This window comes from Ruegeria sp. YTSC002, assembly GCF_059609845.1.
This window is the reverse complement of sequence record NZ_JBXWML010000003.1, coordinates 28,397-51,033: the sequence shown is the minus strand read 5'-3', so window position 1 is coordinate 51,033 and position 22,637 is coordinate 28,397. Positions and strand designations below refer to the sequence as shown.

Sequence of the window (22,637 nt, the reverse complement as noted above, 5' to 3'; positions counted from 1 at the left end):
GAAGCTGAGATTTTTTTGAACTTAAACCAATCGCCCGGCGGCACCGCCGGGCCGCGCCGACCCGCCCCCATGGGGCGGCGCGTTTGCGCCTCCCCTCGGGTCGGCGCTGCCCTCAGTTCTGTTGATAAACCGTGGCAGGCGCGTTTGCGCTCCGGGCTCCGCCCGTTCGCGGCTGAATTCGTCCACTGGACGAATTCCGAGACGCCGCTTACCCCCTCGGGCCGGCGCTTCCCTCCGGCTTGGCAATCGCACAATTTCTGAAATCCAACCAAAAGTGCTAGACTCCCCGCATTCCAAACAGATTTTTCAAAGGGGGAAGTGTTATGGACCCGCAATTGCGTTCCGAGATTTCGATGCGCCGTCTTGACCATTATTACGACATCATGCGCACCTCGATCTTTGCCTATGTCGCCATCGCCGCGGTCATCGGGTTTGAGGCCGAAGGGGTTGCTCTGCCGCTGATCGTGCTGGTGCTTGTGATCACCACCTATGGTGTTCTGGCGGGCAAGACCGCGCTGGAAGATGTTGAAAACCTGCGCGGCGACATGACCGAGGAGTTTGCGCAGACCAGCTTTGCCCAAGGATTGAAGGCGCGTAACCTGAAAGGGCTGATCTTGACGTCGAATGTGTTGCTGGGTCTGATTGGGCTGTCCGAACTCATCGCAATCGTGTTCTGACCGGAGACTGTGACCAACCTCACAGCCTCAACTTCGCCCACCTGCTAATGTTGACGTAACGGCAACCTCGGCAGGAGGCCCAGATGTCCACATCCATGATCCCCATCATCGCCCTCGGATCGGCGGGTCTCTATTCCGTGGCCATGATCTCGATGAAGTTTTGGTGGAAAATTCCCGGTGTTGGCCTGACCCTTCTGATTGTTGCCACGCTGCTGGCCGCCGCAACGCTGGAACTTGCTGCGCTGCGCAACGAACGATTGGGCATCATCTATACCGGCATTCTGGGGGCCGAGGTCGTGCTGATCGCCATCGCCTCGTATTTCCTGTTTGGCGAGAACTTTTCCTATCGCGAGGGGATCGGCATCGCGCTGGTCATTGTTGGGACGGCTCTGGCCTGGGCCTGAAGCCCCATTCTAAGCCCCCGGTGAACCAATCATGAAGTTTCCCTTAGGTAAGTTGCAACCGCCACGTGCCCTCCCAATCTGTTGACCAGACGAACAGGAGAGAGCCATGACCAGATACATGACTGCCGGAGCAGCCGCTTTGGCCACGACCCTCGCCCTTGGAACGGCCGCGCTGGCCGATACCACGCCCGACCTGCGCGGCACATGGCTGGGGTCCTACACGACCGTCCAGCCCAGCCATTACTACAAAGGCGATCAGCCCCGGTTCAATCAGGCCGAATGGATGCTGGATGTGCAGCTTCAGGACGGCAACGTTTTCTGGGGGCACAGCAAATGGCGTCGCGATGGCGATACCGACTGGAATGAATACGAGGCCACCGGCACCATCAGCCTCGATGGGACGGGCAGTATCGGCATCGTCGAAACCTCACCTCTGCTGATCGGCGCGAATGCGTTGATCGATGCGCGGTACGAAGATGGCAGGATTTTTGCCGATTTCCGTAGCCTGCGGACCGGAACGACCTACAGCACCGTTCTGGAACGTCAGGTGAACTGAAGCGTGTCCGGCCCGGGCGATTGTAGGGGGTAAGTACCGCTGCTGCGATTTTGACTGCGGCGGAGGTTAGTAGGTTGCCACGCGCGGGTCGGACCGCTTCTCAAAAACGGAACAATCGTCTCCACAGCGAGGAGACGGGCCGGGCGGCCAGTTCACCGCCTGCGACAGGATCCAGACCGCCCCGCGCAAGAATGCGACGTTCCTCGGCGCGGGCCATCTGGATTTCGCGAACCTTCAGCGCGGCTTCGCGCGCGGTGACATAGCTGCCGTCCGGTCCCGGTTCCATTCCGGGGATGTTGCGTCCCCGCGACCACATCCCGCGAATTCCCGACAGCGGGTGTTTCCACCCGATCTCGTCATCATCCTGCAAATGCCAGATCCGCTTCGCCTCGGCGACCGAGACCAGAGCGGCCAGCGGTTTGCCGTGCCGGGTCAGAATGATCACTTCGCGCGGGTCCTGTGCACGGGTGACCAGAGCGCCCAAATTGGCGCGCGCATGGGAAATGGTGCAACGCATCGGCGAATCTCCGTATGTACGATTCGAAAGATTGGTGGTCCGAAGGTTGTACAAATCCTGCAATTCTCAACTAACGGCGCGTGCGGTGACCTTCGCGCCCGCAGCATTGGGCAAAAAATCGGGGTCAGGTTCAGGCCTGAAAATTTCCCGGGACAAACATGCGTGGAGTCAAAACTTCTCGGATTATCCACAAAGATTTCCCGGCAGATACCAACAGTTTATCCCCGTCTAATTTTCATGCTGCGGTGCTATTTTCTTGTCAGATACAAGGCGTGCTGCAACAGTCTGAACACCACACAGGTTCTTCGGAACCGAAGGTGGGACGCAAAGGCCCGGGGGTCTTGGCAGAGAGACCGGATCTTAGGATTTGCGTTGAACTGCAATGGCTTACCGGTGGGTGATCGGCCGAGTGCGGGTTTCGTGCCCAAGTCGGATGGCCACCTTCTCAGAAGGCCGATGCACGCTGTGATGTTCCTTCGGGGGCAAAGCGGCAGCCGCAGTCTCTCAGGAGGCTGGGGCAACTGGATCGGGGTGCCCTTCGGGGCGCATCGAACCGGTAAGGCGTCAGGAGTGTCCGAAAGGATGCATGCAAAGACCGCGTCTGCGCACCTGACGCCTTTTCCTTTGCCGATTTCGGTTTCATACAGGCTACCACTCACCCCTGCCGAAAGGGACCGGGGCTCTTCTGCGTGTGCAAAAGAGCCCCGATTTAGCGTCAGATGATGCAATGCCGCGTCTATGCACCTGTAAGGGCAAGCTACCGCGGCATGCGAGATCTTTCAACCATATATTGATGATTGTTCTACGCCCGCCGCAAAATAAAGTGTCTTACAGGCTTTCCTGCACGTCGGTTGCTGCGCCCTGGATGGCATCTCCGGCTTTTTCGATGTCCTTGCCGGCGCCTTTTGCGGTTTCGCAGGCGGTCAGTGCAAACAGACTCAGGCCAATCAGAATTACGCGGATCATATTCGTCTCCTTGGTGCTCGATCTTTTTTTCGGTAGCACCTTTTTTCAGGCGGAGCCAGTTCTTAGGCCGAAGCCTCGCCGCAGAAGAGCTCGTAAACGACTTCGAGCATGCGGCGCGGACGTTCATCCGCCAGACGATAATAGATGGCTTTGCCTTCCCTGCGAGGTATCACCAGCCCTTCAAGTCGCAGACGGGAAAGCTGCTGTGAAACAGCGGCTTGCCTGGCGGACAGCAACTCTTCCAGTTCGGTGACGGATTTTTCACCTGACACAAGGTGACACAGGATCATCAATCTGCCTTCGTGGCTTATAGCCTTGAGGAAATTGGACGCGCGTGTCGCGTTGGTGACCATGCGGTCAAAATCTTCTTGTGACATGTCATTGGACAGCTGAGGAAGTGCCATCGATTGAGTTCCTTGCACACCCGTTGGCCGGGCGTTGTTTCCGTTACGTAAAGAGACGTGAGTGTGAGCCCCTTCAGTACATGTTTCGTACATTCATTTCTATATGTATGAATCAAAATAGCGTGATGTGTGAAAGGCGAGTTCGGATTGAATGTTCCCGAAACGCAAGGGGCGTGTAATTCAAATGATGGCGATTGGCGGATCGGCCCCGGAAACAACAGATGGTTCGCTTTGACGATTGATGATGATCGACATTCGGTCAGCGTTCTCACTTGCCCCCCTTGCAGCCCCCCTTAGCCGACACTAAGACTCAGGTAACACTTGTTGGGATATTGTCCCGATCCATAGCTAAACAGGCAGGTTACGAATGTTCGATCCCGTAGAAACCTACATGAATACACTTGTCCCCATGGTCGTTGAGCAGACCAGCCGGGGCGAGCGCGCCTATGATATTTTCTCCCGCCTGCTGAAAGAGCGGATCATATTCATCAACGGACCGATCCATGATGGGATGAGCCATCTTGTTGTGGCGCAATTGCTGCACCTCGAGGCGGAAAACCCGAACAAGGAAATCTCGATCTACATCAACTCGCCCGGTGGTGTGGTGACCAGCGGTTTGTCGATTTACGACACAATGCAATACATCAAGCCGAAATGTTCCACATTGGTTATCGGTCAGGCGGCCTCGATGGGCTCGGTTCTGCTGGCCGGGGGCGAGAAGGGAATGCGCTTTTCGCTGCCCAACAGCCGCATCATGGTGCACCAGCCCAGCGGCGGGTACCAGGGCCAGGCCAGTGACATCATGATTCACGCGGCCGAGACGCAAAAGCTGAAGGATCGCCTGTATGACATCTACGTGCGTCATACCGGACAGACGAAAAAGGCGGTCGAAAAAGCGCTGGATCGTGACAATTTCATGAGCCCGGAAGAGGCCAAGGAATGGGGTCACATCGACGAAATCGTCGAAAACCGAGCGAAAATGGACACGGAAGAGGCCTGAGGCCAATACCCCGCGTCACCGGCGCGGGGGTCATTTTGAGATTGTAGCCGCCAGAGTGCTGGCCTAAGCTGCACACACAGGTGTAAGCGCCCCCGAAAAGGGGTGCAGGGACGAAGCCCGAAAGGTAGATCATGGCGACGAATTCAGGCGGCGATGGGAAAAACACGCTCTATTGCAGCTTCTGTGGCAAAAGCCAGCATGAAGTCCGGAAGCTGATCGCAGGCCCCACGGTTTTCATCTGTGATGAATGTGTTGAGCTGTGCATGGACATCATCCGCGAAGAGACCAAGGCCAGCGGGCTGAAGTCTTCTGACGGTGTTCCGACGCCCAAGGATATCTGCGAAGTGCTGGACGATTATGTAATCGGTCAGGCCACCGCAAAGCGGGTTCTGTCGGTTGCCGTTCACAACCATTACAAGCGTTTGAACCACGCTCAGAAAGCGGGCAGCGATATCGAACTGGCAAAGTCGAATATCCTGCTGATCGGCCCGACCGGTTGCGGTAAAACGCTTCTGGCGCAAACGCTGGCGCGTATTCTGGACGTGCCGTTTACCATGGCTGACGCGACCACGCTGACCGAAGCCGGCTATGTGGGTGAGGATGTCGAAAACATCATTCTCAAGCTGTTGCAGGCGAGTGAGTACAACGTCGAACGTGCGCAGCGCGGCATCGTCTATATCGATGAGGTCGACAAGATTACCCGCAAATCCGAAAACCCCTCGATCACGCGTGACGTATCCGGTGAGGGCGTGCAGCAGGCATTGCTGAAACTGATGGAGGGGACAGTGGCCAGCGTCCCCCCACAGGGTGGCCGCAAGCATCCCCAGCAGGAATTCCTGCAAGTGGACACGACGAACATTCTGTTCATCTGTGGCGGTGCATTCGCGGGTCTGGACAAGATCATCGCGCAACGCGGCAAAGGTTCGGCCATGGGCTTTGGCGCCGATGTACGCGACAATGATGACCGCGGTGTCGGCGAGATATTCAAGGAACTGGAACCCGAGGATCTTCTGAAATTTGGCCTGATCCCGGAATTCGTCGGTCGTCTGCCGGTTCTGGCGACGCTTGAGGACCTGGATGAAGACGCGCTGGTGACTATCCTGACCAAGCCCAAGAACGCATTGGTCAAGCAATACCAGCGTCTGTTCGAACTGGAAGATGTTGAGCTGGCCTTTACGGATGATGCCTTGAAGGCAATCGCCAAAAAGGCCATCGAGCGCAAAACCGGCGCGCGGGGTCTGCGGTCGATCCTGGAAGATATTCTGCTGGATACGATGTTCGAATTGCCTGGAATGAAGAATGTCAGCGAAGTTGTGGTGAACGAAGAGGCGGTCATGTCTGACTCGCAGCCTCTGTTCATCTATACCGACGCTGCACCGGAGTCGGCATCGGCCGGTTGAGATCGGGCTATTTGCCGCGACGGTGGGACTTCACTTGAACCGGTTCAGGGGGCTCTGCCCCCGCTGCCCTTCGGGCATCCCCCCGGGATATTTTTAGCCAGATGAAACTGTGGATCCGTCGCTCGCACATGAGTGTCGGTGCAGTTAGGCGGCGGAAGCTTAAGCAAGTTTTCGAACAACAAAGGTGACGAATTATGGCAGTGAAGCGCATTTCTTCGGGCGGTGAGTTCGAAGCCAAGGTCGGGTACTGCCGTGCGGTGGTCGCGGGCGGATGGGTTCACGTCGCCGGTACTGTCGGGCAGGGTGAAGACGCGGTTGAACAGTGCCGATCAGCCCTGGCGACGATCGAGAAGGCTTTGGCAGAGGCTGGCGCAGGCTTTCACGATGTGGTTCGGGTCACATACATGCTGCCCGATCGCAGTGAGTTCGAGCCGTGCTGGCCGATCCTGGCCGAAACTTTCAGAGCCAACCCTCCGGCAGCGACAATGATCGAATGCGGTTTGATCGATCCGAAATACAGGATCGAGATCGAAGTGACCGCCTTTCTGCCGGAGTGACGCAGGTGGTATCAGGGGCACTGGACCTTGGCGGGCCTTTGGTCCATACCTTTCCTCGACGAAATGCCGGAGGCACCCGATGGGAATCCTGAACAGTCTTTTGCGAGCCGTGACCTGGTGGAATGGGTCGACTTTGAACACTCAGATCTACACTGCACGCAAGGGCGTGAAAGTGGGCGAAGACAATGAAGGCAACGTGTTTTACCGCAATGCCGATGACAGCAGGCGTTGGGTTATCTTCAATGGCGAGGCCGAAGCCAGCCGGGTTGATCCTGAATGGCATGGTTGGTTGCATCGCACTTGGGACGAGCCTCCGACGGATAAACCGCTGCCGCATAAATCCTGGGAAAAACCACATCAGGAAAACCTGACCGGCACCGCGCTGGCCTATGCTCCGGCCGGATCTCTGCGTCGCGCGGAACCGGTTGAACGTAAGGACTATGAGGCCTGGAGCCCGGAATAGACGAGGCGATAATGTCGACCCATAACTGGACCGAAGTTCTTGTCGGCGGTGTCGTATTGGCCGGTGCCGTGGCGTTTGGTGTCTATGCCAGCCAATCGACGGGCTTGTCGCAAGGGGCCGCTGGATATGAGCTGGGCGCGTCTTTCAGATCACTGGAGGGCGTGGGTGTCGGCACGGATGTGCGCCTTGCCGGCGTCAAGATCGGAACCGTGACAGGCGTCACCCTGAACCCTGAAACCTATCGAGCTGACACGACTTTCACGATTGCGGACGGGATTCTGGTGCCGGACGACAGTGCCATAGTCATTTCGTCAGAAGGTCTGCTGGGGGGCAATTTCGTCGAGGTAATGCCCGGCGGCTCGCCATTCTACTTTGATCCCGGCGATGAGATCGAGGATACGCAGGGCGCGGTCAGCCTGATTTCGCTCCTGGTCAAGTTCGTAGCCGGAGACGGCAGCGAATGATACGCGCCGCGTTTCTTGCCTTGTTGCTGGCCGGCACTGGTGCGGCTGCGCAGCAGAAAGTTCAATCTGGACCCGGGGCAATGTTGCGGGGCCTCGACAAGGTGAACGGCCAGACTGTCGATGTTGAATTGCAGACCGGCGAGACGGCAGCGGTTTTTGGGCTGGATGTTGCCCTGGGGGATTGCCGTTATCCTGTTGACAATCCAACCGGTGACGCATTCGCCTATCTGACCATCTGGGAGAGCGGAAAGGCCGATCAGCTGTTTGACGGTTGGATGATCGCAACCTCCCCCGCGTTGAATGCGCTGGATCACGCGCGTTATGACGTTTGGGTCATACGGTGTATCACACCCGCCGCCGACTGATTCAGCGGTGCCGAGAAATCGGCGCTGTGGTTCAAGGCCTCTTCCAGTTCTTTCTTGTAGGCACCGCGCGGAATTTCGATTGCGCCCAAAGAGGCCAGGTGCGCGGTCAGAAACTGCGTGTCAAACAGGCGGAAGCCGGTTTGCCGCAGGCGGTCCACAAGATAGGCGAGGGCGATTTTCGAAGCGTCCTTGCGCCTTGAAAACATGCTTTCGCCAAAGAATGCCGCGCCCAGGCTCACGCCATAGACGCCCCCAACCAGCGCATCGTCTTCCCAGATTTCCAATGAATGCGCATGCCCGGTTTGGTGCAACTGACGGTACAGGTCATGAAGCTGGGCGTTGATCCAGGTATCGGCCCTGTCGGCACACCCGTCGACGACGCCAGAAAAATCCTGGTCGATCGAGATATCGAACCCGCAGTTTCGGATACGGCGCGCCAGGCTTCGAGAAATGTGGAATCCGTCCAGTGGAAAGACGCCGCGGAACTTGGGATCGACCCAAAACAGCTCGGGGTCATTGCGATGCTCGGCCATCGGAAAGATACCGATGGAATAGCCATGCAACAAAAGTTCGGGGGACAGGCTCATGTCAGGTATGAGGCAACCGGAGGGCATGGGCCCTCCGGTCCTTGGTGACTATTGTTCCATGTTCTCCGCAAGCCAGCGCTCCAGCCAGTGGATGTTGTAGTCGCCGCTGCGCAGATCGGGTTCCTGCAACAGTGCGTGGAACAGAGGGACCGTGGTATCGATGCCGTCGACAATCAACTCCCCCAATGCGCGTTCCAGTCGGGCCAGCGCTTCGGCCCGGTCACGGCCCTGCACGATCAGCTTGGCGATCAGAGAGTCATAATAGGGTGGAATCGAATACCCGTCATAAAGAGCCGAGTCCATCCGAACGCCAAGGCCACCCGGTGCGTGGTACGCGGTGATCTTGCCGGGACAGGGCGAGAAATTCGGCAGCTTTTCGGCGTTGATCCGAACCTCGATGGCGTGGCCGTTGATTTCCAGATCGTCCTGGCCGAAGGACATCGGTTCACCCGCGGCGACAAGGATTTGTTCGCGCACCAGGTCGACGCCAAAGATACCTTCGGTGACCGGGTGTTCCACCTGAAGACGGGTGTTCATTTCGATGAAATAGAACTCGCCATTTTCGTAGAGGAACTCGATGGTGCCGGCGCCGATATAGTTGATCTTGGCGACCGCGTCGGCGCAGACCTTGCCGATCTTGGCGCGTTCTTCGGGGGTGATGCAGGGGCCGGGGGCCTCTTCGAACACCTTCTGGTGGCGCCGCTGAAGCGAACAATCCCGTTCGCCCAGATGAACAGCCTTGCCTTTCCCGTCGCCAAACACCTGAATTTCGATGTGGCGCGGCGTGGTCAGGTATTTCTCGATATAGACTTCGTCATTGCCAAAGGCGGCCTTGCCTTCGGCCCGTGCAGTCATGAAGGCGCTTTCCATTTCGTCAGCGTTCATCGCAACTTTCATGCCGCGACCGCCGCCGCCTGCGGTAGCCTTGATGATGACCGGATAGCCGAATTCCTCACCGATCTTCTTGGCCGTCGCAAGATCAGGCACGCCGCCGTCTGATCCCGGCACACAAGGTACGCCCAGAGCCTTCATCGTGTCCTTGGCCGTAATCTTGTCGCCCATGACGCGGATGTGTTCCGCAGTGGGGCCGATGAACGTGATTCCGTGATCTTCGACGATCTGCACGAACTCGGCATTCTCGGACAGGAAGCCATAGCCGGGGTGGATCGCCTGCGCTCCGGTGATTTCACAGGCCGAAATGATCGCGGGCACGGACAGGTAACTCTGGGGGCTGGGCGGGGGGCCGATGCAGACCGATTCGTCCGCCATGCGCACATGCATCGCGTCGCTATCCGCGGTGGAGTGGACGGCTACCGTCTTAATCCCCATCTCGCGGGCGGCGCGGATGACGCGCAGGGCGATCTCGCCTCGGTTGGCAATCAGGATCTTGTCGAACATGGGCCCGCCTTACTCGATGATGACCAGAGGAGTGCCGAATTCCACAGCGTCGCCATCGCCGACCAGAACACGCTTGACGGTACCCGACTTGGGCGCGTGGATGTGGTTCATGGTCTTCATCGCTTCGACAATCAGCAGCGTGTCGCCTTCGGACACGGAAGCGCCGACCGAGATAAATGCGGGGGCGCCGGGCTCGGGCTGCATGTAGACGGTGCCAACCATGGGCGACGTTACAGCGCCGGGGTGGCTGGCTGGATCTTCCTGGGCAGCAGGGGCTTCGGCCACGGCAGGCGCAGCCGCAGCAGCAGGAACTGGTGCCGCCGCAGGGACGGCAACCTGAACTGGTGCGGCTGCGGCCTGTGTCATGCGGCTTACGCGCACGTTCAGGCTGTCTTCCTCGCCATATTCGCGCTTGACCTGCAATTCGGTCAGGTCGTTGTCACGCAGCAACTCGGCCAGAGCCTTGATGAATGCCACATCCGCTTCGTGTTTGGTGTCTGTCATGAGTGTCCTCGACGGTTCCCCTTTGGCCCGTCTGTTTCTTGCGGGCTCTGATCAAATTACGCAGGGTTATAGGCTAAGCGGCGGTGCATGAAAAGCGCCGACTCGCACCATCACAGGCGGGAATCCCGTATAATTTAAAGGGGCGGACAGGTTACAGAGGCATCCCCGACAATTTGGCGACAAGCTCGGGCAGTTTGCGGGCGCCGAATTTCTCAAGCAAGCGGGCGCGATAGGCTTCGATTGTGCGGTAACTCAGGCCCAGTTCGACGCCGATTTCCTTGGCGGACAGGCCGCGGCAGGACAGGATCGCCACTTCGCGTTCTCGAACGGTCAATTCGACAAGGGGACGTTCTTCCGAGATGTCGGAAAAGCTCCAGATTCCATGGCGGAAGGGGTCATCGGGCGTCAAAGAGCGGCCACGGGCGCGGCACCAGAACAGATCGCCATTGCGACGCCGCATGACGCGTTCATCCGTGTAGTACCCGGTGTCTCGCATCACTTGCAGGCTGCGTTCCCCGATCCTCTCCCAATCCGCGACCGAGGGATAGAGATGCAACAGCGGCATGTTGCGGTAATCGGCCTCTTCCCCGCCGAAAGTGCGGGCGAATTGCAGATTGCAGCGTCTGATGATCCGGTTTTCCAGCTCAACAAGCCCGATCGGTGCATATTCAAAGGCGGGGTCACTCATCCGCTTATCGTGCCGGGAAACCACGCGGAATTGAAGGGGAGATGCGGTTTCCTGTGGCCATTGATGCGCATTGGCGGCTGCCGCTTTTGTCAAGGTTGTAAATACGGTTTGAAAATCTCTGGGTAAACCAGTGAAACACATGATATGTTCTGAAAAAAGAGGCTGAAGCCTGGTCAGGAGAATACGATCATGCGTGATATGTTGACGGGAAGCCGCATTCGGGAAAGACGGCAGATTGCCGGGCTTCGGCAGGCGGAACTTGCCCGCCTTGCCGGGATATCCGCGTCCTACCTGAACCTGATCGAACATAACCGCCGCCGGATCGGTGGCAAATTGCTGGTGGATATAGCGTCTGCGCTTTCCGTCGAACCCTCAGTCCTGACACAGGGGATCGAGGCGACCCTTGTGTCGGCCCTGCGGGAGGCGGCGGATGACGCCGTCGGGCAGCAGGCCGAAGTGGACGGGCTGGAGGAATTTGCCGGGCGCTTTCCCGGATGGGCCGGGGTGCTTGCGCAGATGCACCGCCGTGTTGTTTCGCTTGAACGGAATGTCGAGATCCTGTCAGACCGGCTGACTCATGACCCGCATCTTGCGGCATCAATGCACGAAGTGCTGTCAACGGCGGCGGCGATTCGTTCAACGGCGGCAATTCTTGCAGACACAGAGGACATCGAAGCAGAGTGGCGGGAACGATTTCACAAAAACCTGCACCAGGATGCAGAGCGGCTGGCCGGCAGTTCAAAGGCACTTGTAACCTTTCTGGACGAAAGCGACTCGTCAATTGATCCGCGCGGTGTTCCGCTTGAAGAGGTCGAAGCGTTCTTCGAATCCCGCAGGTACAGTTTTTCGGAATTGGAACAGGGCGAGGACGTGGATGCCGTTGATCTGAGCAGTCTCAACACGTCGGCTGCGCGAACTGTGGCGCGTGAAGTTCTGAAGATGTATCGCGATGATGCCGTAGCTTTGCCGCTGGATGCGCTTCGATCACGTCTGCAAAAAGGCGACACGGATCCCATCGCGTTGGCTTATCGCTTTTCCGTAGACGTCGCCACCGTTCTGCGACGACTGGCGTTCATACCCGATGACGTGTTGCCGCAGCCGGTTGGCATGGTGCTGTGCGATGCATCCGGCAGCATATTGTTCATCAAGCCGATTCCGGGCTTTGCTTTGGCGCGGCATGGTGAGGTTTGCCCGCTGTGGCCGTTGTTCACGGCTTTGAGCCGCCCACTTGTTCCGGTGCGCAAGCAGGTTGTCCAGATGGGACGGACCCCGGCTGAATTCGAATGCTTCGCCTATGCTTGGCCTTATGCGGTATTGGGGTATGATCAGGATCCCGTTTATCGCTCGGTTATGCTGGTCCGTTCGGGCAACGAGGCGGCAGGCGGCGCTCCGGTCACGCAAGTCGGGCCGAACTGCCGTGTCTGTCCCAGCAATGCCTGCAAGGCCCGCCGCGAACCGTCGATTTTGAGCGAAGGCTTTTGACACTTTCCCGACAGAAGGCTTAATCTGGACGGGACCGATCTGAGGATGGAGGAACGGTCTTGGGGAGGAACTGAAAATATGAGCCGTAAGGTTCTGTTGATCGAGGACGAGCCGAACATTGCCGAAGCAATCCGGTTTCTGCTGACCCGCGAGGGATGGCAGGTCGACACGCATGGCGATGGAACGGATGCGGTTCAGGTGATTCAGAGGGCACAGCCCGATCTGGTCATTCTGGACGTCATGCTGCCGGGCAAGAGCGGCATGGATATCCTGCGGGACATCCGAGAGATGGAAGAACTGGCAGGTTTGCCGGTTTTGATGCTGACGGCGCGCGGTCAATCGCGCGACAGGGAAATGGCGGAAAACGCAGGCGTCAGCCGTTTCATGACCAAACCGTTTTCCAATGCCGAAGTTCTGACGGCCGTGCGCGATCTTCACGCGCAGGCGACACGGATATGATGTCTGGCGAGGGCAAAAAGGACGCACCACAGGGCGCACGACCCTCGCTTTTTCTCGAACGTCAAAGCTATCGCCGACGTAGGCTGGCGGATGCGGCGCGGCTTTTGCCGTTCATGGGGGCGGCTCTGCTGGCGCTTCCGTTGCTGTGGCCCGATCAGCCCGGCAAGGGCGAGGCTGTCCCCCTGTCTTCAGCAATGTACTACATCTTTGTCTGCTGGGGCGCGCTGATCGTGGTAGGGTTGTTTTTTGGAATTGCCGCCCGCCGTTTGGGCGTGCGCGAGGATCAGGACGCGGACGCTGAGTGATGGCAACCATTAACACGCTGATCCTGGTCTGCCTTGGCTATGTCGTTTTCTTGTTCGCCGTGGCTTTCGCCGCTGACCGGATGGCTGCGGCAGGGCGGGGCAAGTGGCTGCGGTCGCCCCTGATCTATACCTTGTCGCTGTCGATCTATTGCACTGCATGGACATTCTATGGTGCGGTGGGCAATGCCGCGCGGTCCGGGTTGGAGTTTGTAACGATTTACCTTGGCCCAACCCTGGTGATGGTCAGTTGGTGGTGGGGACTGCGCAAACTGGTGAGGGTCGGGCGCAGTCAGCGGGTGACCTCGATCGCGGACCTGTTGTCATCGCGCTATGGCAAGTCGAACACGCTTGCCGTGTGTGTGACCGTTCTTGCCGTGCTTGGCGGGACACCCTACATCGCGCTCCAGTTGCAATCGATTACCCTGTCATTTTCGATATTCGCCGAAGCCGATCCATCAGGTCTGTATCGCGAAGGGGCCAGTGTTTTCTGGGTCGCCGCGGGGCTGGCCGTGTTCGCAATTCTCTTCGGTACGCGTAATTTGGACGTAAACGAGCGTCACCACGGTGTGGTCACCGCCATTGCCGTGGAAGCCGTTGTCAAACTGTTTGCTCTTATCGCCGTGGGCGTTTTCGTGGTGTGGGGCATTGCCGGTGGCGTTGGCCCGATGATGGAGCGGATAGATGCCTCGGAAATCGGACAGTGGAACGTCGATGCCGGGCGCTGGACAACATTCATATTCCTGTCCGCTGCGGCCTTTATCTGCCTGCCGCGCATGTTTCAGGTGATGGTGGTCGAAAACGATGACGAAAGCCATCTGCGAACCGCCGCATGGGCGTTTCCGCTCTATCTGCTTTTGATGAGCCTTTTTGTCGTGCCAATTGCCGTCGTTGGTCTGGACCTGTTGCCAGAGGGGGCCAATCCCGACCTGTTCGTGCTGACGGTACCGCTGTCGCAGGGCAATGACTGGTTGGCCATGCTGTCCTTTATCGGCGGGTTTTCGTCCGCAACGTCGATGGTCATCGTCAGCGCAATGGCCTTGTCGACGATGGTGTCGAACCATGTGGTCATGCCGATTTGGCTGAGCACGCATGAAGGAACAGGGTCAGTCTCGGGCGATGTGCGCAGCATTGTTTTGATAGCGCGCCGTGTTTCCATCGCCGTGATCATGGCGTTGGGTTTCTTCTATTATCGGTTGTCCGGCGGGGGTGCGGCACTGGCCTCGATCGGATTGATCGCCTTTGCGGGCATCTCGCAGATCCTGCCTGCTTTGGTCGGGGGATTGTTCTGGCGCGGAGCAACCCGCACAGGGGCACTTGTCGGGTTGAGCGTCGGTTTCTCATTGTGGATTTATACGCTGTTGTTGCCGGGTATGGGCGCGCCGTGGATGCCGGAGGCCGTCATGCAGAATGGGCTGTTCGGCCTTGCCTGGTTGCGTCCTCATGCCCTGTTCGGGATCGAAGGGATCGACCCGATGGTCCATACCGTGATGTGGTCTCTGTCCCTCAATACCATTGCCTTTTGCGTGGCGTCCCTGCTGAGCTTCCCCAGCCCTCTGGAGCGTTTGCAGGGCGCGCAGTTCGTCAACGTTTTCGATCACTCGGTTTCACCGGGAGGCTGGTCCGGTTCGGTGGCGCAAAGCGAAGATCTGATGATCATGACACAGCGTATTCTGGGCACCGCCCCGGCGCAGGAGTTCTTTCAGGCTGAGGCTGAAAAACAGGGTGGCCGGTCGCATATGCCGGAACCGACCCCGGGTTTCCTCAACCGTCTGGAGAGAGAGTTGAGCGGGTCGGTTGGCACCGCCACGGCACATGCGATGATCGCTCAGATCGTCGGTGGGTCTTCAGTTTCCGTAGAAGATCTGCTGGCGGTGGCGGATGAATCGGCGCAGCTTCTGGAGTATTCGGGGAGGTTGGAAGAGAAGTCGTCCGAATTGTCCCGTACGGCGCGCCAACTGCGCGAAGCAAACACCAAACTGACGCAGATTTCCGAGCAAAAAGACAGCTTCCTCAGCCAGGTCAGTCACGAGTTGCGCACGCCGATGACCTCGATCCGGGCGTTTTCCGAGATCATGCGGGATACAGAGGGCCTAAGCCGAGAGGAGCAGACCCGCTATGCTGCAATCATTCACGATGAGGCCTTGCGCCTGACCCGGCTTCTCGACGATCTGCTGGACTTGAGCGTGCTGGAAAACGGGCAGGTCAATCTGAACCTCAGCGATGACAGTTTGCGTTCGGTTCTGGACCGGGCGGTGTCCAGCGCACTGGCCGGAGCAGAGCGGAAAATCATGGTCCGGCGGACTTTTACGGCAGAGCGAATGCGCCTGCATACGGATCTGGACCGGTTGGGGCAGGTGTTCATCAATCTGATCTCGAACGCGCAGAAATACTGTGACGCGGAAGATCCGGTATTGGTCATTTCAGCCCACGACGTCGGCGGCAGGGTCATCATCGATTTCATCGACAACGGCAGCGGCATTCCCCCCGGCGCGCGTTCGATGGTGTTCGAGAAATTTGCCCGAGTCGGGGTCGACAAGGCAGGGGGCGCAGGTCTGGGCTTGGCCATTTGCCGCGAGATCATGCAACGGTTGGGCGGTGAGATCACATATTTGCCCGGGCAGGGCGGCGCGGCATTCCGGGTCAGCCTGCCTTTGGCATTCCAGCAGGCCGCGCAATGACACAGCCATAAAGAACTTCGTAACGCTCGGCAGGGTAAACCAATAGCCAGTTATTGAAGCAACTGGTGATCGGGCGCCATGTCACAAACTGTCAGCGCTGCTTTGGCGCGCAAACTGTCTGTTGGACGAAAAGATCTGGGCGATCGCCCGCGTTCGGTTCTGCGGGCGCTGCGCTTGGGGTTTGCGCGGGCAGCAAGTGATCGATTGAACCTTCCCTTGGCCGTCATCGGGGCAAAACAGGCCAACCCCACGCAGGATGACATGGTGGAATCAGTCGCTCAGGATTGGCTGATGCTGGTGTTTGACGGGCCGGAGGCGCGCGCTGGGATTTGTCTGAGCCCGCATGTGGTGTCCGCCATTGTGCAAACCCAGACCATCGGTCACGTACTGCCCGGTGATCCCGACCCAAGGGCCTTTACGGATACGGACGCCGCGATGGTGGTGCCATTTATCGAAACCGCTCTGACCTTGACCGCCGGCTCAATAGACGCTGCGGCCGAGGAGGTCTGCCTGACGGGATACGAGTTCGCGGCACGAACGAAAGATTCGCGCGGCTTGTCGTTGGCCATGACTGAAGATGAATACCGCGTCTTCGATCTGACGGTTGATCTGGCCGGCGGGGCGCAGCAGGGACAGATCTCGATCTTTCTTCCAGAGCATCCTGCCACCCCGGAAAAGGCAGAGGAGGTCTCGGACCCGGCCGGTCCCCGACTCGAGCAGGCATCGGGTGTTGTGCGGGCGGAACTGAACGCCGTCTTGTGCCGGATGTCGCTGCCATTGTCCGATCTGTCAGAAATTCAACCTGGATGTGTTTTGCCATTGCGCGGGGCGCGTCTGGACAGAACTGAGATATTGACCATCGACCGAAAGCCAACGGGTATTGGCCGCCTTGGTCAATGTGGTGGGTTGCGCGCCGTTCGATTGAACGAACATGCAGCCTTACCCGCCTTGTCGGGGGACGACGCGCAGGAGTTCATCGAGAGCCGAGGGAGAATGCAGCCGCACGACCACCTGGTCGAACCAGATTCCAGCGCGGTGGATGTCATGCCGCCGGCAATAGGGGACGAGGGTTTGGACCTGACGGACACCGATCTGTCATTGAACGATTCCGAGCGGATGGTCGCAGAGATTTCGCAACTGGCTGGCCTTGACGCCGCCGACACGAATCCCGACGCAGAATAGGGCCTAATCTGCCTTGCTGCGGAGTTGTTCCAGGGCAGGGCGCAGGTTTTCCAGTTGATACCCGGCATTTGTCGTGGCGGCTAGAATGTCGTCCGTGCTCATGCGGTCGCATTGACCAAGGGCCCAGACCACCGAACATCGAGTGCCCGAGGCGCAATAAGCCAGAACCGGACCATCGCAGTTTTCTGCCAGGTCACGCTGCCGCTTTGCGATCTCGGGCGTCATGGTCTGGTGGGTCAGCTCCAACACCTCGTATTCCATGCCCGCGGCACGGACGGCTTCACCGATCGCGTCGGATTGCATGATCGCGGGAACCTCAACATCGGGCCGGTTGCAGATCACCTTGACGAAGCCTGCCTCGGCAATTGCCGGGACATCTTCAACCGTGATCTGCGGCGAGACAGCATAGCGGGGCGTGATCGGTCGAATCTCCATGCGAAATCCTTAGGCCGCGTTTGCGGCTCTGTCCAGTTGAGCCCCTAGCGTTGGTGCGATGAACATGCCTGCAATCATCGCGATCAGAAAGACCAGCCCACCCAAACCACCATATGTCAGCGAGGCCATCGCCGGTCCCGGGCAAAGCCCGGCCAAGCCCCAGCCCATTCCGAACAGGACGGAACCAATGATGAGCCTGCGATCAACCTCGGACCTCGCAGGGGGTGGAAAATCGCCTCCGGTCAAGGCCTTGCGCCCGGTGGTCAGCCTCCAGGCCAGAAGCATCGGCAGGATGGCGCCACCCATCACAAAGGCCAGGGTCGGGTCCCAGTTTCCGAAAACATCCAGCCAACCCTGAACTTTGGTCGTGTCCGTCATGCCCGAAATCAACAATCCGGCACCGAAAAGCGATCCTGCAAGAAAAGCAATCAAAAGGCGCATCAGATCAGCTCCCAAACATGGCGCAGCAGGACGAGGGTCATTCCGCCGGCAAGGATATAGAATACGGTGGCCACGATGCCGCGCAGAGAAAATCGCGAGATGCCACAGACCCCGTGACCCGACGTGCAGCCATTGGCGATACGCGTTCCCACACCGACCAGAAGCCCGGCCACAACAACAAGGCCCAGATTGTTGGTAAGATGCGTTTGGGCCTCGGGGGCGATCAGTGGCCGCAGCAGAAGCGGCATTCCGATCAACCCGGCGATGAAGGCCAGGCGTTCGGCTTTGGTGTCGCCGGCCTCACCATCGACAAGGCCACCCAAAATGCCGCTTGCACCCATGATCCTGCCATTTCCAAGCAGGTACACGGCTCCGCCCAGGCCAATCAGCAGGCCACCGCACAGCCCCCAGATCCACTCGATGTTCATGTGGGTTTATCCTTTTTTGATTGATTTGACTTGCGTCAGATTTTGTTCACCGGCAGCTTCAGGAATACATCGCCTTGCTCATCAGCAGGCGGCATTTGCCCGGCCCGCATGTTGACCTGCAAAGAGGGCAGGATCAGGCGCGGCATGGCAAGGGTGGCGTCCCTTGCGTCGCGCATTTCCACGAATTCTTCGATGCTCCGCCCTTTTCCGATATGGACGTTCAGCGCTTTCTGTTCGCCTACCGTCGTTTCCCAGGCATATTCATCGCGGCCCGGCGCTTTGTAGTCATGTCCGACGAAGATGCGCGTTTCGTCTGGCAGCGACAGGATTTTCTGGATCGATTCAAACAATGTGGCTGAGGAGCCACCGGGAAAATCGCAGCGCGCCGTTCCGAAATCCGGCATGAACAGCGTGTCGCCCACAAAGGCGGCGTCGCCTATCACATAGGTCAGGCAGGCCGGGGTATGCCCCGGGGTATGGAGAACATCGCCCCGCATCTGCCCAATGTGGAAACTGTCCCCCTCCGAGAACAAGGCGTCGAACTGGCTGCCATCGCGCTGGAACTCGGTTCCTTCATTGAAGACTTTGCCGAACGTGTCCTGCACGGTGACGATCTGAGCGCCTATTCCGATTTTGCCACCCAGTTCCTGTTGCAGGTAGGGGGCCGCGGACAGGTGATCGGCGTGAACGTGGCTTTCCAGAATCCATTCGACCTTTAGATCGTGCGCGCGCACAAAGTCGATGATTGCGTCAGCCGATTTTGTCTCTGTGCGCCCCGACGCGTGATCGAAATCCAGGACACTGTCGATGATGGCGCAGGCACGCCCTTGCGGTTCATGAACAACGTAGGACACCGTGAAGGTTTGATCGTCAAAAAACGCTTTCACTGTGGGTGTCATGATTTCCTCCGTATCGGTTGTCACGATCATATATGTAAAATGGAATGTGATGCAACATCGAACCTGTGTTTGATGCGGGTCAAGGCATTCGCGATTGAAACAGCCTAAAATTTGGGTCATCCGCGCCGGATTGCCGAAAACGCGAACGTGTTGGGCAATATCCCGCACAATTTCAGGTTAATATCAGCGGGTCTTATTCCCGTTACCTATATCTGGGATACTGGCGACACTTGGGAGGGTATTATGACATCGACAAGTCTTTATTCCGAAGCAGAACGGCTTGAGCAAGAGCTCAGAAATGCGAGCCTTGATACGCGTTTGGCGCTTCAGCCGAGTGTGAGCAAGGTTGTCGACCGTATGCGACAGCAGGGGATGCAGGTGCCGTCCCGCCTGCGGCGTCTGGATGCAGCCCTGTGCGAAGACGCTATGGAAGCGCAGTTCGATAACCTGCCGGTTTGATACAAGAAGTCATCCAAAGGATATCCCGAGGATGACCAGCATCAATCCAAGAACGGACAGGAACAAAGACGCCAGGTTCCAAGGCAAAACGCCCTGAACGGTCGCGCGCAATTCGTCGTCTGACAGACCCGCTTTGCGCGCTTTCATCACGCGAAGAATGCACCAGATCAGGCCGGCGAGTCCGGCCAGAGAAAGGGCTGCGCCGCCCCAGGTGATGAATTCGAACATGGTGCCCTACATCTCTTCTTGAACTACCCCCCCCGCGCTTACCGGATCGGATCGCGCCGTACAAGCACACTTGGGGTTTGGGTGGGATTGGGTGCTTGCGACCCGGGCGGCGGCATTGTATCCGGCTTCCTGCATCAGATTTCAGCCCGTGGGACGGACGCGTATGGAAGGCATCATCAACAATCAGGCTGCCCCCAACTGTCGCGTGACTGCTGATGAAACGTGCCAGTTCATCGAACGGTTTGAGGGTCTGGATGCGGTGAAAACAACCTGGTGGAACAACGGAAAGAAGCCATGGCCGAGGCCCAGGCACGTCGTTGCTTCTGCCTCTAGAAAACTGTTTTGTGTGTAGCAACCAAAGCTTGAGACGAATACACGGGGTATGAACTGTATTCTCTTAGCGGTGATGATCCAGAATTGGGAAGAATTGGATGAGCATGTCGGAAGAAGCAGAAGCAAGTTACAAGGTCACCTCTGGGGAGCTGCGCCAATTTGTTGAGCGTATCGAGCGCCTGGAGTTGGAAAAGAAAGACATCGCGGATCAAATAAAGGAAGTGTACGCAGAGAGTAAATCACGCGGTTACGATGTGAAGGCTCTTCGCAGCATCATTTCTCTCAGAAAAAGAGATAAAGATGATATTGCCGAGCAAGAGGCTGTCATCGAGATGTACAAAGAAGCCTTGGGCATGAACTAAGACCGGTTCTTGGCAAAAGTGCTATTTCAGTCAGGCTGACGAAAGCTTTGCGAAGAAAAGCGCGTCACTGGCCAAGCCTGCAACATGTACAGCCAGACCGGGCGGAGATTTCAAAATCGAAGACCTGGCTGGCTGTCCGGTGATTGCTTATTGCCTCAGTGGCCTTGTGGGTTTGCAGGGTCCTTGCGGACGACCAAATCTCGTTTTCGTTGGCAGATCTTCAATGTGTCAGAAAGCCGAAGCTGCGGTTGCTGAAGACCTTGTTGCCTTTTTTGATAGTTTATCCGAGGCAAGTCCTGCCTCATGATTGCCCGAAGGCATGCGGCTCAAGGGCTGGGTTTTTTTGGTATTGAAAATCGTTGAAGATTCCTAATCCGTATTTTAGCCGTGTGGCACATGCGACGGAGCTGTGCAGAATCCTCGATCGCCACTGAGGGCGCGAGCGCCGCAAAGCATCCTGTCGGTCAACCAAAGGCCGGTCATGCACCAACCAACAAAGCCAGACCACTCAAGTGGGGCTGATCGGCGCGACCGACACCTTTTCGGTATAGGGCTTGGTAGTGTTTTGAACTCAGCGCTCGGTAATGAAGGACAGTCCGGACACGAGCTGTTTCAGTCCAAGCGCCGCGCCCGCAAAGATCGCGGCGAATGTCACGGGCGCGCTGTAGGCCAGAAGTGAAAAGGCAGATATGCCTTGTCCGACGCTGCAACCGACTGCGATGATCGCTCCGGGGCCCATGATCGCCGCGCCCAGCATTTGCCGTTTCAGTTCACGTGGATCTTCGCAGGCTTCCCAGCGAAAATGGCCCTTTGACCAGGATCCCAAAAACGCGCCGATCAGAACGCCCGAGACGGATCCGACGGCAAAAGACAACGTGTTTCCGGACGCTGTCATCAAGTAGAATATCGTGTCACCCAAAGGCGCAGCGAAGGTGTGGGTTTGCACCGGCTCACCGTCAAAACCGTGGGTCGCTACCCAGTTCGTGCCAAGCCAGCCCGAAACGATCGCCAGTCCAACCACAGATCCCCAGAACACTTGCGCTGGCGTGCGGCGGAACTGCTGGTTCGCCAAAGCAAAGACCACCAAAACAATACCGACGGCAGAACCGAAGAGCCACGCCGGAACAGAAGTCATCCGTTCAGCAAGAAAGCTGACGCTTTGGGGGGCGCTGAGATCCATTTCCACTGGAAACAGCCAAACCCGAAGATATGCCAGGGGACCCGACATTACGACATACGCCGAAAGACCCATGATCAGAACGATGACGAAGGATCGAAGGTCGCCACCGCCCAGTCTTGCCAACGCGCCATAGCCGCAGTTCCCGCTGATGGCCATTCCATAACCGAACATGAGGCCGCCCACGATCGAACCGATCGGGTTCCAGGTCTGGGCAAGGTAGCGTGTCCCGACAGGGTCAAGCCACCCGAACGCCATGGCGGTATGGCTTCCAACAATCGCAACGCCAATCGCAACCGCCCACATGCGAAGACGCCGATCATCATCCGCGTAAAGATAATCTTCGATGGCACCCAACGTGCAAAAGCGCCCGATGCGTGCGGCCAGCCCCAATGCGATGCCTCCAATCAAACCGATCAGAGCAACGGCATTTGCGTCTCCCAATGCTTCGAGCATTGCCAGTCTCCTCCCAAAGCTGGCGGCGTCTTGACCGGCTTCTACGTGTCCCGGCAGAAAAGATCGTAGACGACTTCCAGTATTTGCGTCGAACGATCATCAGCCAATCTGTAATAGATAGTCTTACCCTCGCGCCGTGTTTTGACCAAGCCCTCAAAGCGCAGTCGGGACAACTGTTGGGATACGGCGGCCTGTCTCGCCGACAGCATCTCTTCCATCTGGGTGACGGACTTTTCACCCGATGACAGATAGCACAAGATCATCAGGCGCCCCTCGTGGCTGATGGCCTTAAGGAAGTTTGATGCCGTTTGCGCATTCTCCATCATTCGGTCCAGATCTTCTGCGCACATGTCTTTTGTGAAC

At 57.9% G+C, this 22,637-nt stretch carries 30 protein-coding genes; 16 read left to right on the top strand and 14 right to left on the bottom strand.

What is annotated here, in order from left to right; genetic code table 11:
- Nucleotides 1-323: 323 nt before the first annotated feature.
- The 3 genes from AC2FFD_RS07855 (at nucleotide 324) to AC2FFD_RS07845 (ending at nucleotide 1,637) form a co-directional block, all read left to right on the top strand.
- The gene (locus AC2FFD_RS07855) at nucleotides 324-677 is read left to right on the top strand and encodes a hypothetical protein (protein WP_152457338.1); all 354 of its coding nucleotides are present in this window, start codon (nucleotides 324-326) and stop codon (nucleotides 675-677) included.
- 83 nt (nucleotides 678-760) lie between these two features.
- Nucleotides 761-1,081: a hypothetical protein gene (locus AC2FFD_RS07850; protein WP_209547005.1), complete on the top strand. Its 321-nt coding sequence runs from the start codon at nucleotides 761-763 to the stop codon at nucleotides 1,079-1,081.
- Nucleotides 1,082-1,187: 106 nt separating this feature from the next.
- Complete coding sequence (locus AC2FFD_RS07845; protein ID WP_170345062.1) at nucleotides 1,188-1,637, top strand: hypothetical protein; 450 nt, start codon at nucleotides 1,188-1,190, stop codon at nucleotides 1,635-1,637.
- A gap of 100 nt (nucleotides 1,638-1,737) precedes the next feature.
- Here AC2FFD_RS07845 and AC2FFD_RS07840 read toward each other — a convergent pair whose 3' ends face one another.
- The 3 genes from AC2FFD_RS07840 to AC2FFD_RS07830 form a co-directional block, all read right to left on the bottom strand.
- Complete coding sequence (locus AC2FFD_RS07840) at nucleotides 1,738-2,154, bottom strand: type II toxin-antitoxin system Phd/YefM family antitoxin (protein ID WP_496872777.1); 417 nt, start codon at nucleotides 2,152-2,154, stop codon at nucleotides 1,738-1,740.
- An 828-nt stretch (nucleotides 2,155-2,982) separates the two neighbouring features.
- Nucleotides 2,983-3,120 (bottom strand): entericidin A/B family lipoprotein, encoded by a 138-nt coding sequence (locus tag AC2FFD_RS07835; protein WP_117869646.1) that lies wholly within the window; start codon nucleotides 3,118-3,120, stop codon nucleotides 2,983-2,985.
- 62 nt (nucleotides 3,121-3,182) lie between these two features.
- Entirely contained in the window at nucleotides 3,183-3,524 is a 342-nt protein-coding gene (locus AC2FFD_RS07830) for an ArsR/SmtB family transcription factor (protein WP_257600268.1), read from the bottom strand.
- A 367-nt stretch (nucleotides 3,525-3,891) separates the two neighbouring features.
- Between AC2FFD_RS07830 and AC2FFD_RS07825 the strand changes: the two genes are divergently transcribed.
- The 6 genes from AC2FFD_RS07825 to AC2FFD_RS07800 all read left to right on the top strand — a co-directional run bounded on the left by AC2FFD_RS07825 (nucleotide 3,892) and on the right by AC2FFD_RS07800 (nucleotide 7,773).
- Nucleotides 3,892-4,524, top strand: a complete 633-nt coding sequence (locus AC2FFD_RS07825) for an ATP-dependent Clp protease proteolytic subunit (protein ID WP_117869644.1) — start codon at nucleotides 3,892-3,894, stop codon at nucleotides 4,522-4,524.
- Nucleotides 4,525-4,655: 131 nt separating this feature from the next.
- Nucleotides 4,656-5,924, top strand: coding sequence for an ATP-dependent Clp protease ATP-binding subunit ClpX (clpX, locus tag AC2FFD_RS07820; protein WP_257600269.1), 1,269 nt, complete (start codon nucleotides 4,656-4,658; stop codon nucleotides 5,922-5,924).
- A gap of 194 nt (nucleotides 5,925-6,118) precedes the next feature.
- The gene (locus tag AC2FFD_RS07815; RefSeq protein ID WP_480685422.1) at nucleotides 6,119-6,481 is read left to right on the top strand and encodes a RidA family protein; all 363 of its coding nucleotides are present in this window, start codon (nucleotides 6,119-6,121) and stop codon (nucleotides 6,479-6,481) included.
- 79 nt (nucleotides 6,482-6,560) lie between these two features.
- Entirely contained in the window at nucleotides 6,561-6,944 is a 384-nt protein-coding gene (locus AC2FFD_RS07810; RefSeq protein WP_170345067.1) for an NADH:ubiquinone oxidoreductase subunit NDUFA12, read from the top strand.
- 11 nt (nucleotides 6,945-6,955) lie between these two features.
- The gene (gene mlaD, locus AC2FFD_RS07805) at nucleotides 6,956-7,408 is read left to right on the top strand and encodes an outer membrane lipid asymmetry maintenance protein MlaD (protein ID WP_170345068.1); all 453 of its coding nucleotides are present in this window, start codon (nucleotides 6,956-6,958) and stop codon (nucleotides 7,406-7,408) included.
- Nucleotides 7,405-7,773, top strand: a complete 369-nt coding sequence (locus AC2FFD_RS07800; RefSeq protein ID WP_496872776.1) for a DUF2155 domain-containing protein — start codon at nucleotides 7,405-7,407, stop codon at nucleotides 7,771-7,773. Before mlaD ends, AC2FFD_RS07800 begins: the two co-directional genes overlap by 4 nt.
- Here the strand turns inward: AC2FFD_RS07800 and aat are convergent.
- The 4 genes from aat to AC2FFD_RS07780 form a co-directional block, all read right to left on the bottom strand.
- Nucleotides 7,728-8,360 (bottom strand): leucyl/phenylalanyl-tRNA--protein transferase, encoded by a 633-nt coding sequence (gene aat, locus AC2FFD_RS07795; RefSeq protein WP_496872928.1) that lies wholly within the window; start codon nucleotides 8,358-8,360, stop codon nucleotides 7,728-7,730. The genes AC2FFD_RS07800 and aat overlap by 46 nt on opposite strands.
- Nucleotides 8,361-8,408: 48 nt before the next feature.
- Nucleotides 8,409-9,758: an acetyl-CoA carboxylase biotin carboxylase subunit gene (gene accC / locus AC2FFD_RS07790; protein ID WP_170345071.1), complete on the bottom strand. Its 1,350-nt coding sequence runs from the start codon at nucleotides 9,756-9,758 to the stop codon at nucleotides 8,409-8,411.
- Nucleotides 9,759-9,767: 9 nt separating this feature from the next.
- Entirely contained in the window at nucleotides 9,768-10,262 is a 495-nt protein-coding gene (accB, locus tag AC2FFD_RS07785; RefSeq protein ID WP_496872775.1) for an acetyl-CoA carboxylase biotin carboxyl carrier protein, read from the bottom strand.
- 151 nt (nucleotides 10,263-10,413) lie between these two features.
- Nucleotides 10,414-10,950, bottom strand: a complete 537-nt coding sequence (locus tag AC2FFD_RS07780) for a LuxR C-terminal-related transcriptional regulator (protein ID WP_170345073.1) — start codon at nucleotides 10,948-10,950, stop codon at nucleotides 10,414-10,416.
- Nucleotides 10,951-11,139: 189 nt separating this feature from the next.
- Here AC2FFD_RS07780 and AC2FFD_RS07775 point away from each other — a divergent pair, with 189 nt between their 5' ends.
- From AC2FFD_RS07775 to AC2FFD_RS07755, 5 genes are all read left to right on the top strand, one after another.
- Nucleotides 11,140-12,432, top strand: a complete 1,293-nt coding sequence (locus AC2FFD_RS07775) for a helix-turn-helix domain-containing protein (protein WP_170345074.1) — start codon at nucleotides 11,140-11,142, stop codon at nucleotides 12,430-12,432.
- 78 nt (nucleotides 12,433-12,510) lie between these two features.
- The gene (locus tag AC2FFD_RS07770; RefSeq protein ID WP_152457354.1) at nucleotides 12,511-12,891 is read left to right on the top strand and encodes a response regulator transcription factor; all 381 of its coding nucleotides are present in this window, start codon (nucleotides 12,511-12,513) and stop codon (nucleotides 12,889-12,891) included.
- Nucleotides 12,888-13,196 (top strand): hypothetical protein, encoded by a 309-nt coding sequence (locus AC2FFD_RS07765; RefSeq protein ID WP_425079736.1) that lies wholly within the window; start codon nucleotides 12,888-12,890, stop codon nucleotides 13,194-13,196. Before AC2FFD_RS07770 ends, AC2FFD_RS07765 begins: the two co-directional genes overlap by 4 nt.
- Nucleotides 13,196-15,874, top strand: coding sequence for a sensor histidine kinase (locus AC2FFD_RS07760; protein WP_170345075.1), 2,679 nt, complete (start codon nucleotides 13,196-13,198; stop codon nucleotides 15,872-15,874). Before AC2FFD_RS07765 ends, AC2FFD_RS07760 begins: the two co-directional genes overlap by 1 nt.
- A gap of 78 nt (nucleotides 15,875-15,952) precedes the next feature.
- Nucleotides 15,953-17,056, top strand: coding sequence for a FliM/FliN family flagellar motor C-terminal domain-containing protein (locus AC2FFD_RS07755; protein ID WP_496872774.1), 1,104 nt, complete (start codon nucleotides 15,953-15,955; stop codon nucleotides 17,054-17,056).
- A 3-nt stretch (nucleotides 17,057-17,059) separates the two neighbouring features.
- Here AC2FFD_RS07755 and AC2FFD_RS07750 read toward each other — a convergent pair whose 3' ends face one another.
- The 4 genes from AC2FFD_RS07750 to AC2FFD_RS07735 are packed head-to-tail and all read right to left on the bottom strand — an operon-like array spanning nucleotide 17,060 to nucleotide 19,259.
- Entirely contained in the window at nucleotides 17,060-17,491 is a 432-nt protein-coding gene (locus AC2FFD_RS07750) for a protein tyrosine phosphatase family protein (protein WP_170345077.1), read from the bottom strand.
- A 9-nt stretch (nucleotides 17,492-17,500) separates the two neighbouring features.
- Nucleotides 17,501-17,932 carry a DUF6691 family protein gene (locus AC2FFD_RS07745; protein WP_425079733.1) on the bottom strand — a complete coding sequence of 144 codons (432 nt, stop codon included), beginning with the start codon at nucleotides 17,930-17,932 and terminating at the stop codon, nucleotides 17,501-17,503.
- On the bottom strand, nucleotides 17,932-18,360 hold the full coding sequence (locus AC2FFD_RS07740) for a YeeE/YedE family protein (protein WP_496872773.1): 429 nt from the start codon (nucleotides 18,358-18,360) through the stop codon (nucleotides 17,932-17,934). Before AC2FFD_RS07740 ends, AC2FFD_RS07745 begins: the two co-directional genes overlap by 1 nt.
- A 35-nt stretch (nucleotides 18,361-18,395) precedes the next feature.
- Nucleotides 18,396-19,259 carry an MBL fold metallo-hydrolase gene (locus AC2FFD_RS07735; protein ID WP_170345080.1) on the bottom strand — a complete coding sequence of 288 codons (864 nt, stop codon included), beginning with the start codon at nucleotides 19,257-19,259 and terminating at the stop codon, nucleotides 18,396-18,398.
- 243 nt (nucleotides 19,260-19,502) lie between these two features.
- On the opposite strand from AC2FFD_RS07735, the gene AC2FFD_RS07730 reads away from it, so the two are divergent.
- Nucleotides 19,503-19,718, top strand: coding sequence for a hypothetical protein (locus tag AC2FFD_RS07730; RefSeq protein WP_170345081.1), 216 nt, complete (start codon nucleotides 19,503-19,505; stop codon nucleotides 19,716-19,718).
- A gap of 9 nt (nucleotides 19,719-19,727) precedes the next feature.
- On the opposite strand, the gene AC2FFD_RS07725 is transcribed toward AC2FFD_RS07730, so the two are convergent.
- Entirely contained in the window at nucleotides 19,728-19,946 is a 219-nt protein-coding gene (locus AC2FFD_RS07725; protein WP_170345082.1) for a hypothetical protein, read from the bottom strand.
- A 431-nt stretch (nucleotides 19,947-20,377) separates the two neighbouring features.
- Here AC2FFD_RS07725 and AC2FFD_RS07720 point away from each other — a divergent pair, with 431 nt between their 5' ends.
- The gene (locus tag AC2FFD_RS07720; RefSeq protein ID WP_152457363.1) at nucleotides 20,378-20,641 is read left to right on the top strand and encodes a DUF2312 domain-containing protein; all 264 of its coding nucleotides are present in this window, start codon (nucleotides 20,378-20,380) and stop codon (nucleotides 20,639-20,641) included.
- Nucleotides 20,642-21,212: 571 nt separating this feature from the next.
- Here AC2FFD_RS07720 and AC2FFD_RS07715 read toward each other — a convergent pair.
- Both AC2FFD_RS07715 and AC2FFD_RS07710 read right to left on the bottom strand, forming a co-directional pair.
- Nucleotides 21,213-22,274: a YeeE/YedE family protein gene (locus tag AC2FFD_RS07715; RefSeq protein WP_170345083.1), complete on the bottom strand. Its 1,062-nt coding sequence runs from the start codon at nucleotides 22,272-22,274 to the stop codon at nucleotides 21,213-21,215.
- 41 nt (nucleotides 22,275-22,315) lie between these two features.
- Nucleotides 22,316-22,624 (bottom strand): ArsR/SmtB family transcription factor, encoded by a 309-nt coding sequence (locus tag AC2FFD_RS07710; RefSeq protein WP_170345129.1) that lies wholly within the window; start codon nucleotides 22,622-22,624, stop codon nucleotides 22,316-22,318.
- Between the last annotated feature and the right edge of the window lie 13 nt (nucleotides 22,625-22,637).

Excerpts from the sequence above, each read along its gene's own strand:
- AC2FFD_RS07855 (WP_152457338.1), top strand. The coding sequence starts at position 324 with ATGGACCCGCAATTGCGTTCCGAGATTTCGATGCGCCGTCTTGACCAT.
- AC2FFD_RS07850 (WP_209547005.1), top strand. The coding sequence starts at position 761 with ATGTCCACATCCATGATCCCCATCATCGCCCTCGGATCGGCGGGTCTC.
- AC2FFD_RS07845 (WP_170345062.1), top strand. The coding sequence starts at position 1,188 with ATGACCAGATACATGACTGCCGGAGCAGCCGCTTTGGCCACGACCCTC.
- AC2FFD_RS07840 (WP_496872777.1), bottom strand. The coding sequence starts at position 2,154 with ATGCGTTGCACCATTTCCCATGCGCGCGCCAATTTGGGCGCTCTGGTC.
- AC2FFD_RS07835 (WP_117869646.1), bottom strand. The coding sequence starts at position 3,120 with ATGATCCGCGTAATTCTGATTGGCCTGAGTCTGTTTGCACTGACCGCC.
- AC2FFD_RS07830 (WP_257600268.1), bottom strand. The coding sequence starts at position 3,524 with ATGGCACTTCCTCAGCTGTCCAATGACATGTCACAAGAAGATTTTGAC.
- AC2FFD_RS07825 (WP_117869644.1), top strand. The coding sequence starts at position 3,892 with ATGTTCGATCCCGTAGAAACCTACATGAATACACTTGTCCCCATGGTC.
- clpX (WP_257600269.1), top strand. The coding sequence starts at position 4,656 with ATGGCGACGAATTCAGGCGGCGATGGGAAAAACACGCTCTATTGCAGC.
- AC2FFD_RS07815 (WP_480685422.1), top strand. The coding sequence starts at position 6,119 with ATGGCAGTGAAGCGCATTTCTTCGGGCGGTGAGTTCGAAGCCAAGGTC.
- AC2FFD_RS07810 (WP_170345067.1), top strand. The coding sequence starts at position 6,561 with ATGGGAATCCTGAACAGTCTTTTGCGAGCCGTGACCTGGTGGAATGGG.
- mlaD (WP_170345068.1), top strand. The coding sequence starts at position 6,956 with ATGTCGACCCATAACTGGACCGAAGTTCTTGTCGGCGGTGTCGTATTG.
- AC2FFD_RS07800 (WP_496872776.1), top strand. The coding sequence starts at position 7,405 with ATGATACGCGCCGCGTTTCTTGCCTTGTTGCTGGCCGGCACTGGTGCG.
- aat (WP_496872928.1), bottom strand. The coding sequence starts at position 8,360 with ATGAGCCTGTCCCCCGAACTTTTGTTGCATGGCTATTCCATCGGTATC.
- accC (WP_170345071.1), bottom strand. The coding sequence starts at position 9,758 with ATGTTCGACAAGATCCTGATTGCCAACCGAGGCGAGATCGCCCTGCGC.
- accB (WP_496872775.1), bottom strand. The coding sequence starts at position 10,262 with ATGACAGACACCAAACACGAAGCGGATGTGGCATTCATCAAGGCTCTG.
- AC2FFD_RS07780 (WP_170345073.1), bottom strand. The coding sequence starts at position 10,950 with ATGAGTGACCCCGCCTTTGAATATGCACCGATCGGGCTTGTTGAGCTG.
- AC2FFD_RS07775 (WP_170345074.1), top strand. The coding sequence starts at position 11,140 with ATGCGTGATATGTTGACGGGAAGCCGCATTCGGGAAAGACGGCAGATT.
- AC2FFD_RS07770 (WP_152457354.1), top strand. The coding sequence starts at position 12,511 with ATGAGCCGTAAGGTTCTGTTGATCGAGGACGAGCCGAACATTGCCGAA.
- AC2FFD_RS07765 (WP_425079736.1), top strand. The coding sequence starts at position 12,888 with ATGATGTCTGGCGAGGGCAAAAAGGACGCACCACAGGGCGCACGACCC.
- AC2FFD_RS07760 (WP_170345075.1), top strand. The coding sequence starts at position 13,196 with ATGGCAACCATTAACACGCTGATCCTGGTCTGCCTTGGCTATGTCGTT.
- AC2FFD_RS07755 (WP_496872774.1), top strand. The coding sequence starts at position 15,953 with ATGTCACAAACTGTCAGCGCTGCTTTGGCGCGCAAACTGTCTGTTGGA.
- AC2FFD_RS07750 (WP_170345077.1), bottom strand. The coding sequence starts at position 17,491 with ATGGAGATTCGACCGATCACGCCCCGCTATGCTGTCTCGCCGCAGATC.
- AC2FFD_RS07745 (WP_425079733.1), bottom strand. The coding sequence starts at position 17,932 with ATGCGCCTTTTGATTGCTTTTCTTGCAGGATCGCTTTTCGGTGCCGGA.
- AC2FFD_RS07740 (WP_496872773.1), bottom strand. The coding sequence starts at position 18,360 with ATGAACATCGAGTGGATCTGGGGGCTGTGCGGTGGCCTGCTGATTGGC.
- AC2FFD_RS07735 (WP_170345080.1), bottom strand. The coding sequence starts at position 19,259 with ATGACACCCACAGTGAAAGCGTTTTTTGACGATCAAACCTTCACGGTG.
- AC2FFD_RS07730 (WP_170345081.1), top strand. The coding sequence starts at position 19,503 with ATGACATCGACAAGTCTTTATTCCGAAGCAGAACGGCTTGAGCAAGAG.
- AC2FFD_RS07725 (WP_170345082.1), bottom strand. The coding sequence starts at position 19,946 with ATGTTCGAATTCATCACCTGGGGCGGCGCAGCCCTTTCTCTGGCCGGA.
- AC2FFD_RS07720 (WP_152457363.1), top strand. The coding sequence starts at position 20,378 with ATGAGCATGTCGGAAGAAGCAGAAGCAAGTTACAAGGTCACCTCTGGG.
- AC2FFD_RS07715 (WP_170345083.1), bottom strand. The coding sequence starts at position 22,274 with ATGCTCGAAGCATTGGGAGACGCAAATGCCGTTGCTCTGATCGGTTTG.
- AC2FFD_RS07710 (WP_170345129.1), bottom strand. The coding sequence starts at position 22,624 with ATGTGCGCAGAAGATCTGGACCGAATGATGGAGAATGCGCAAACGGCA.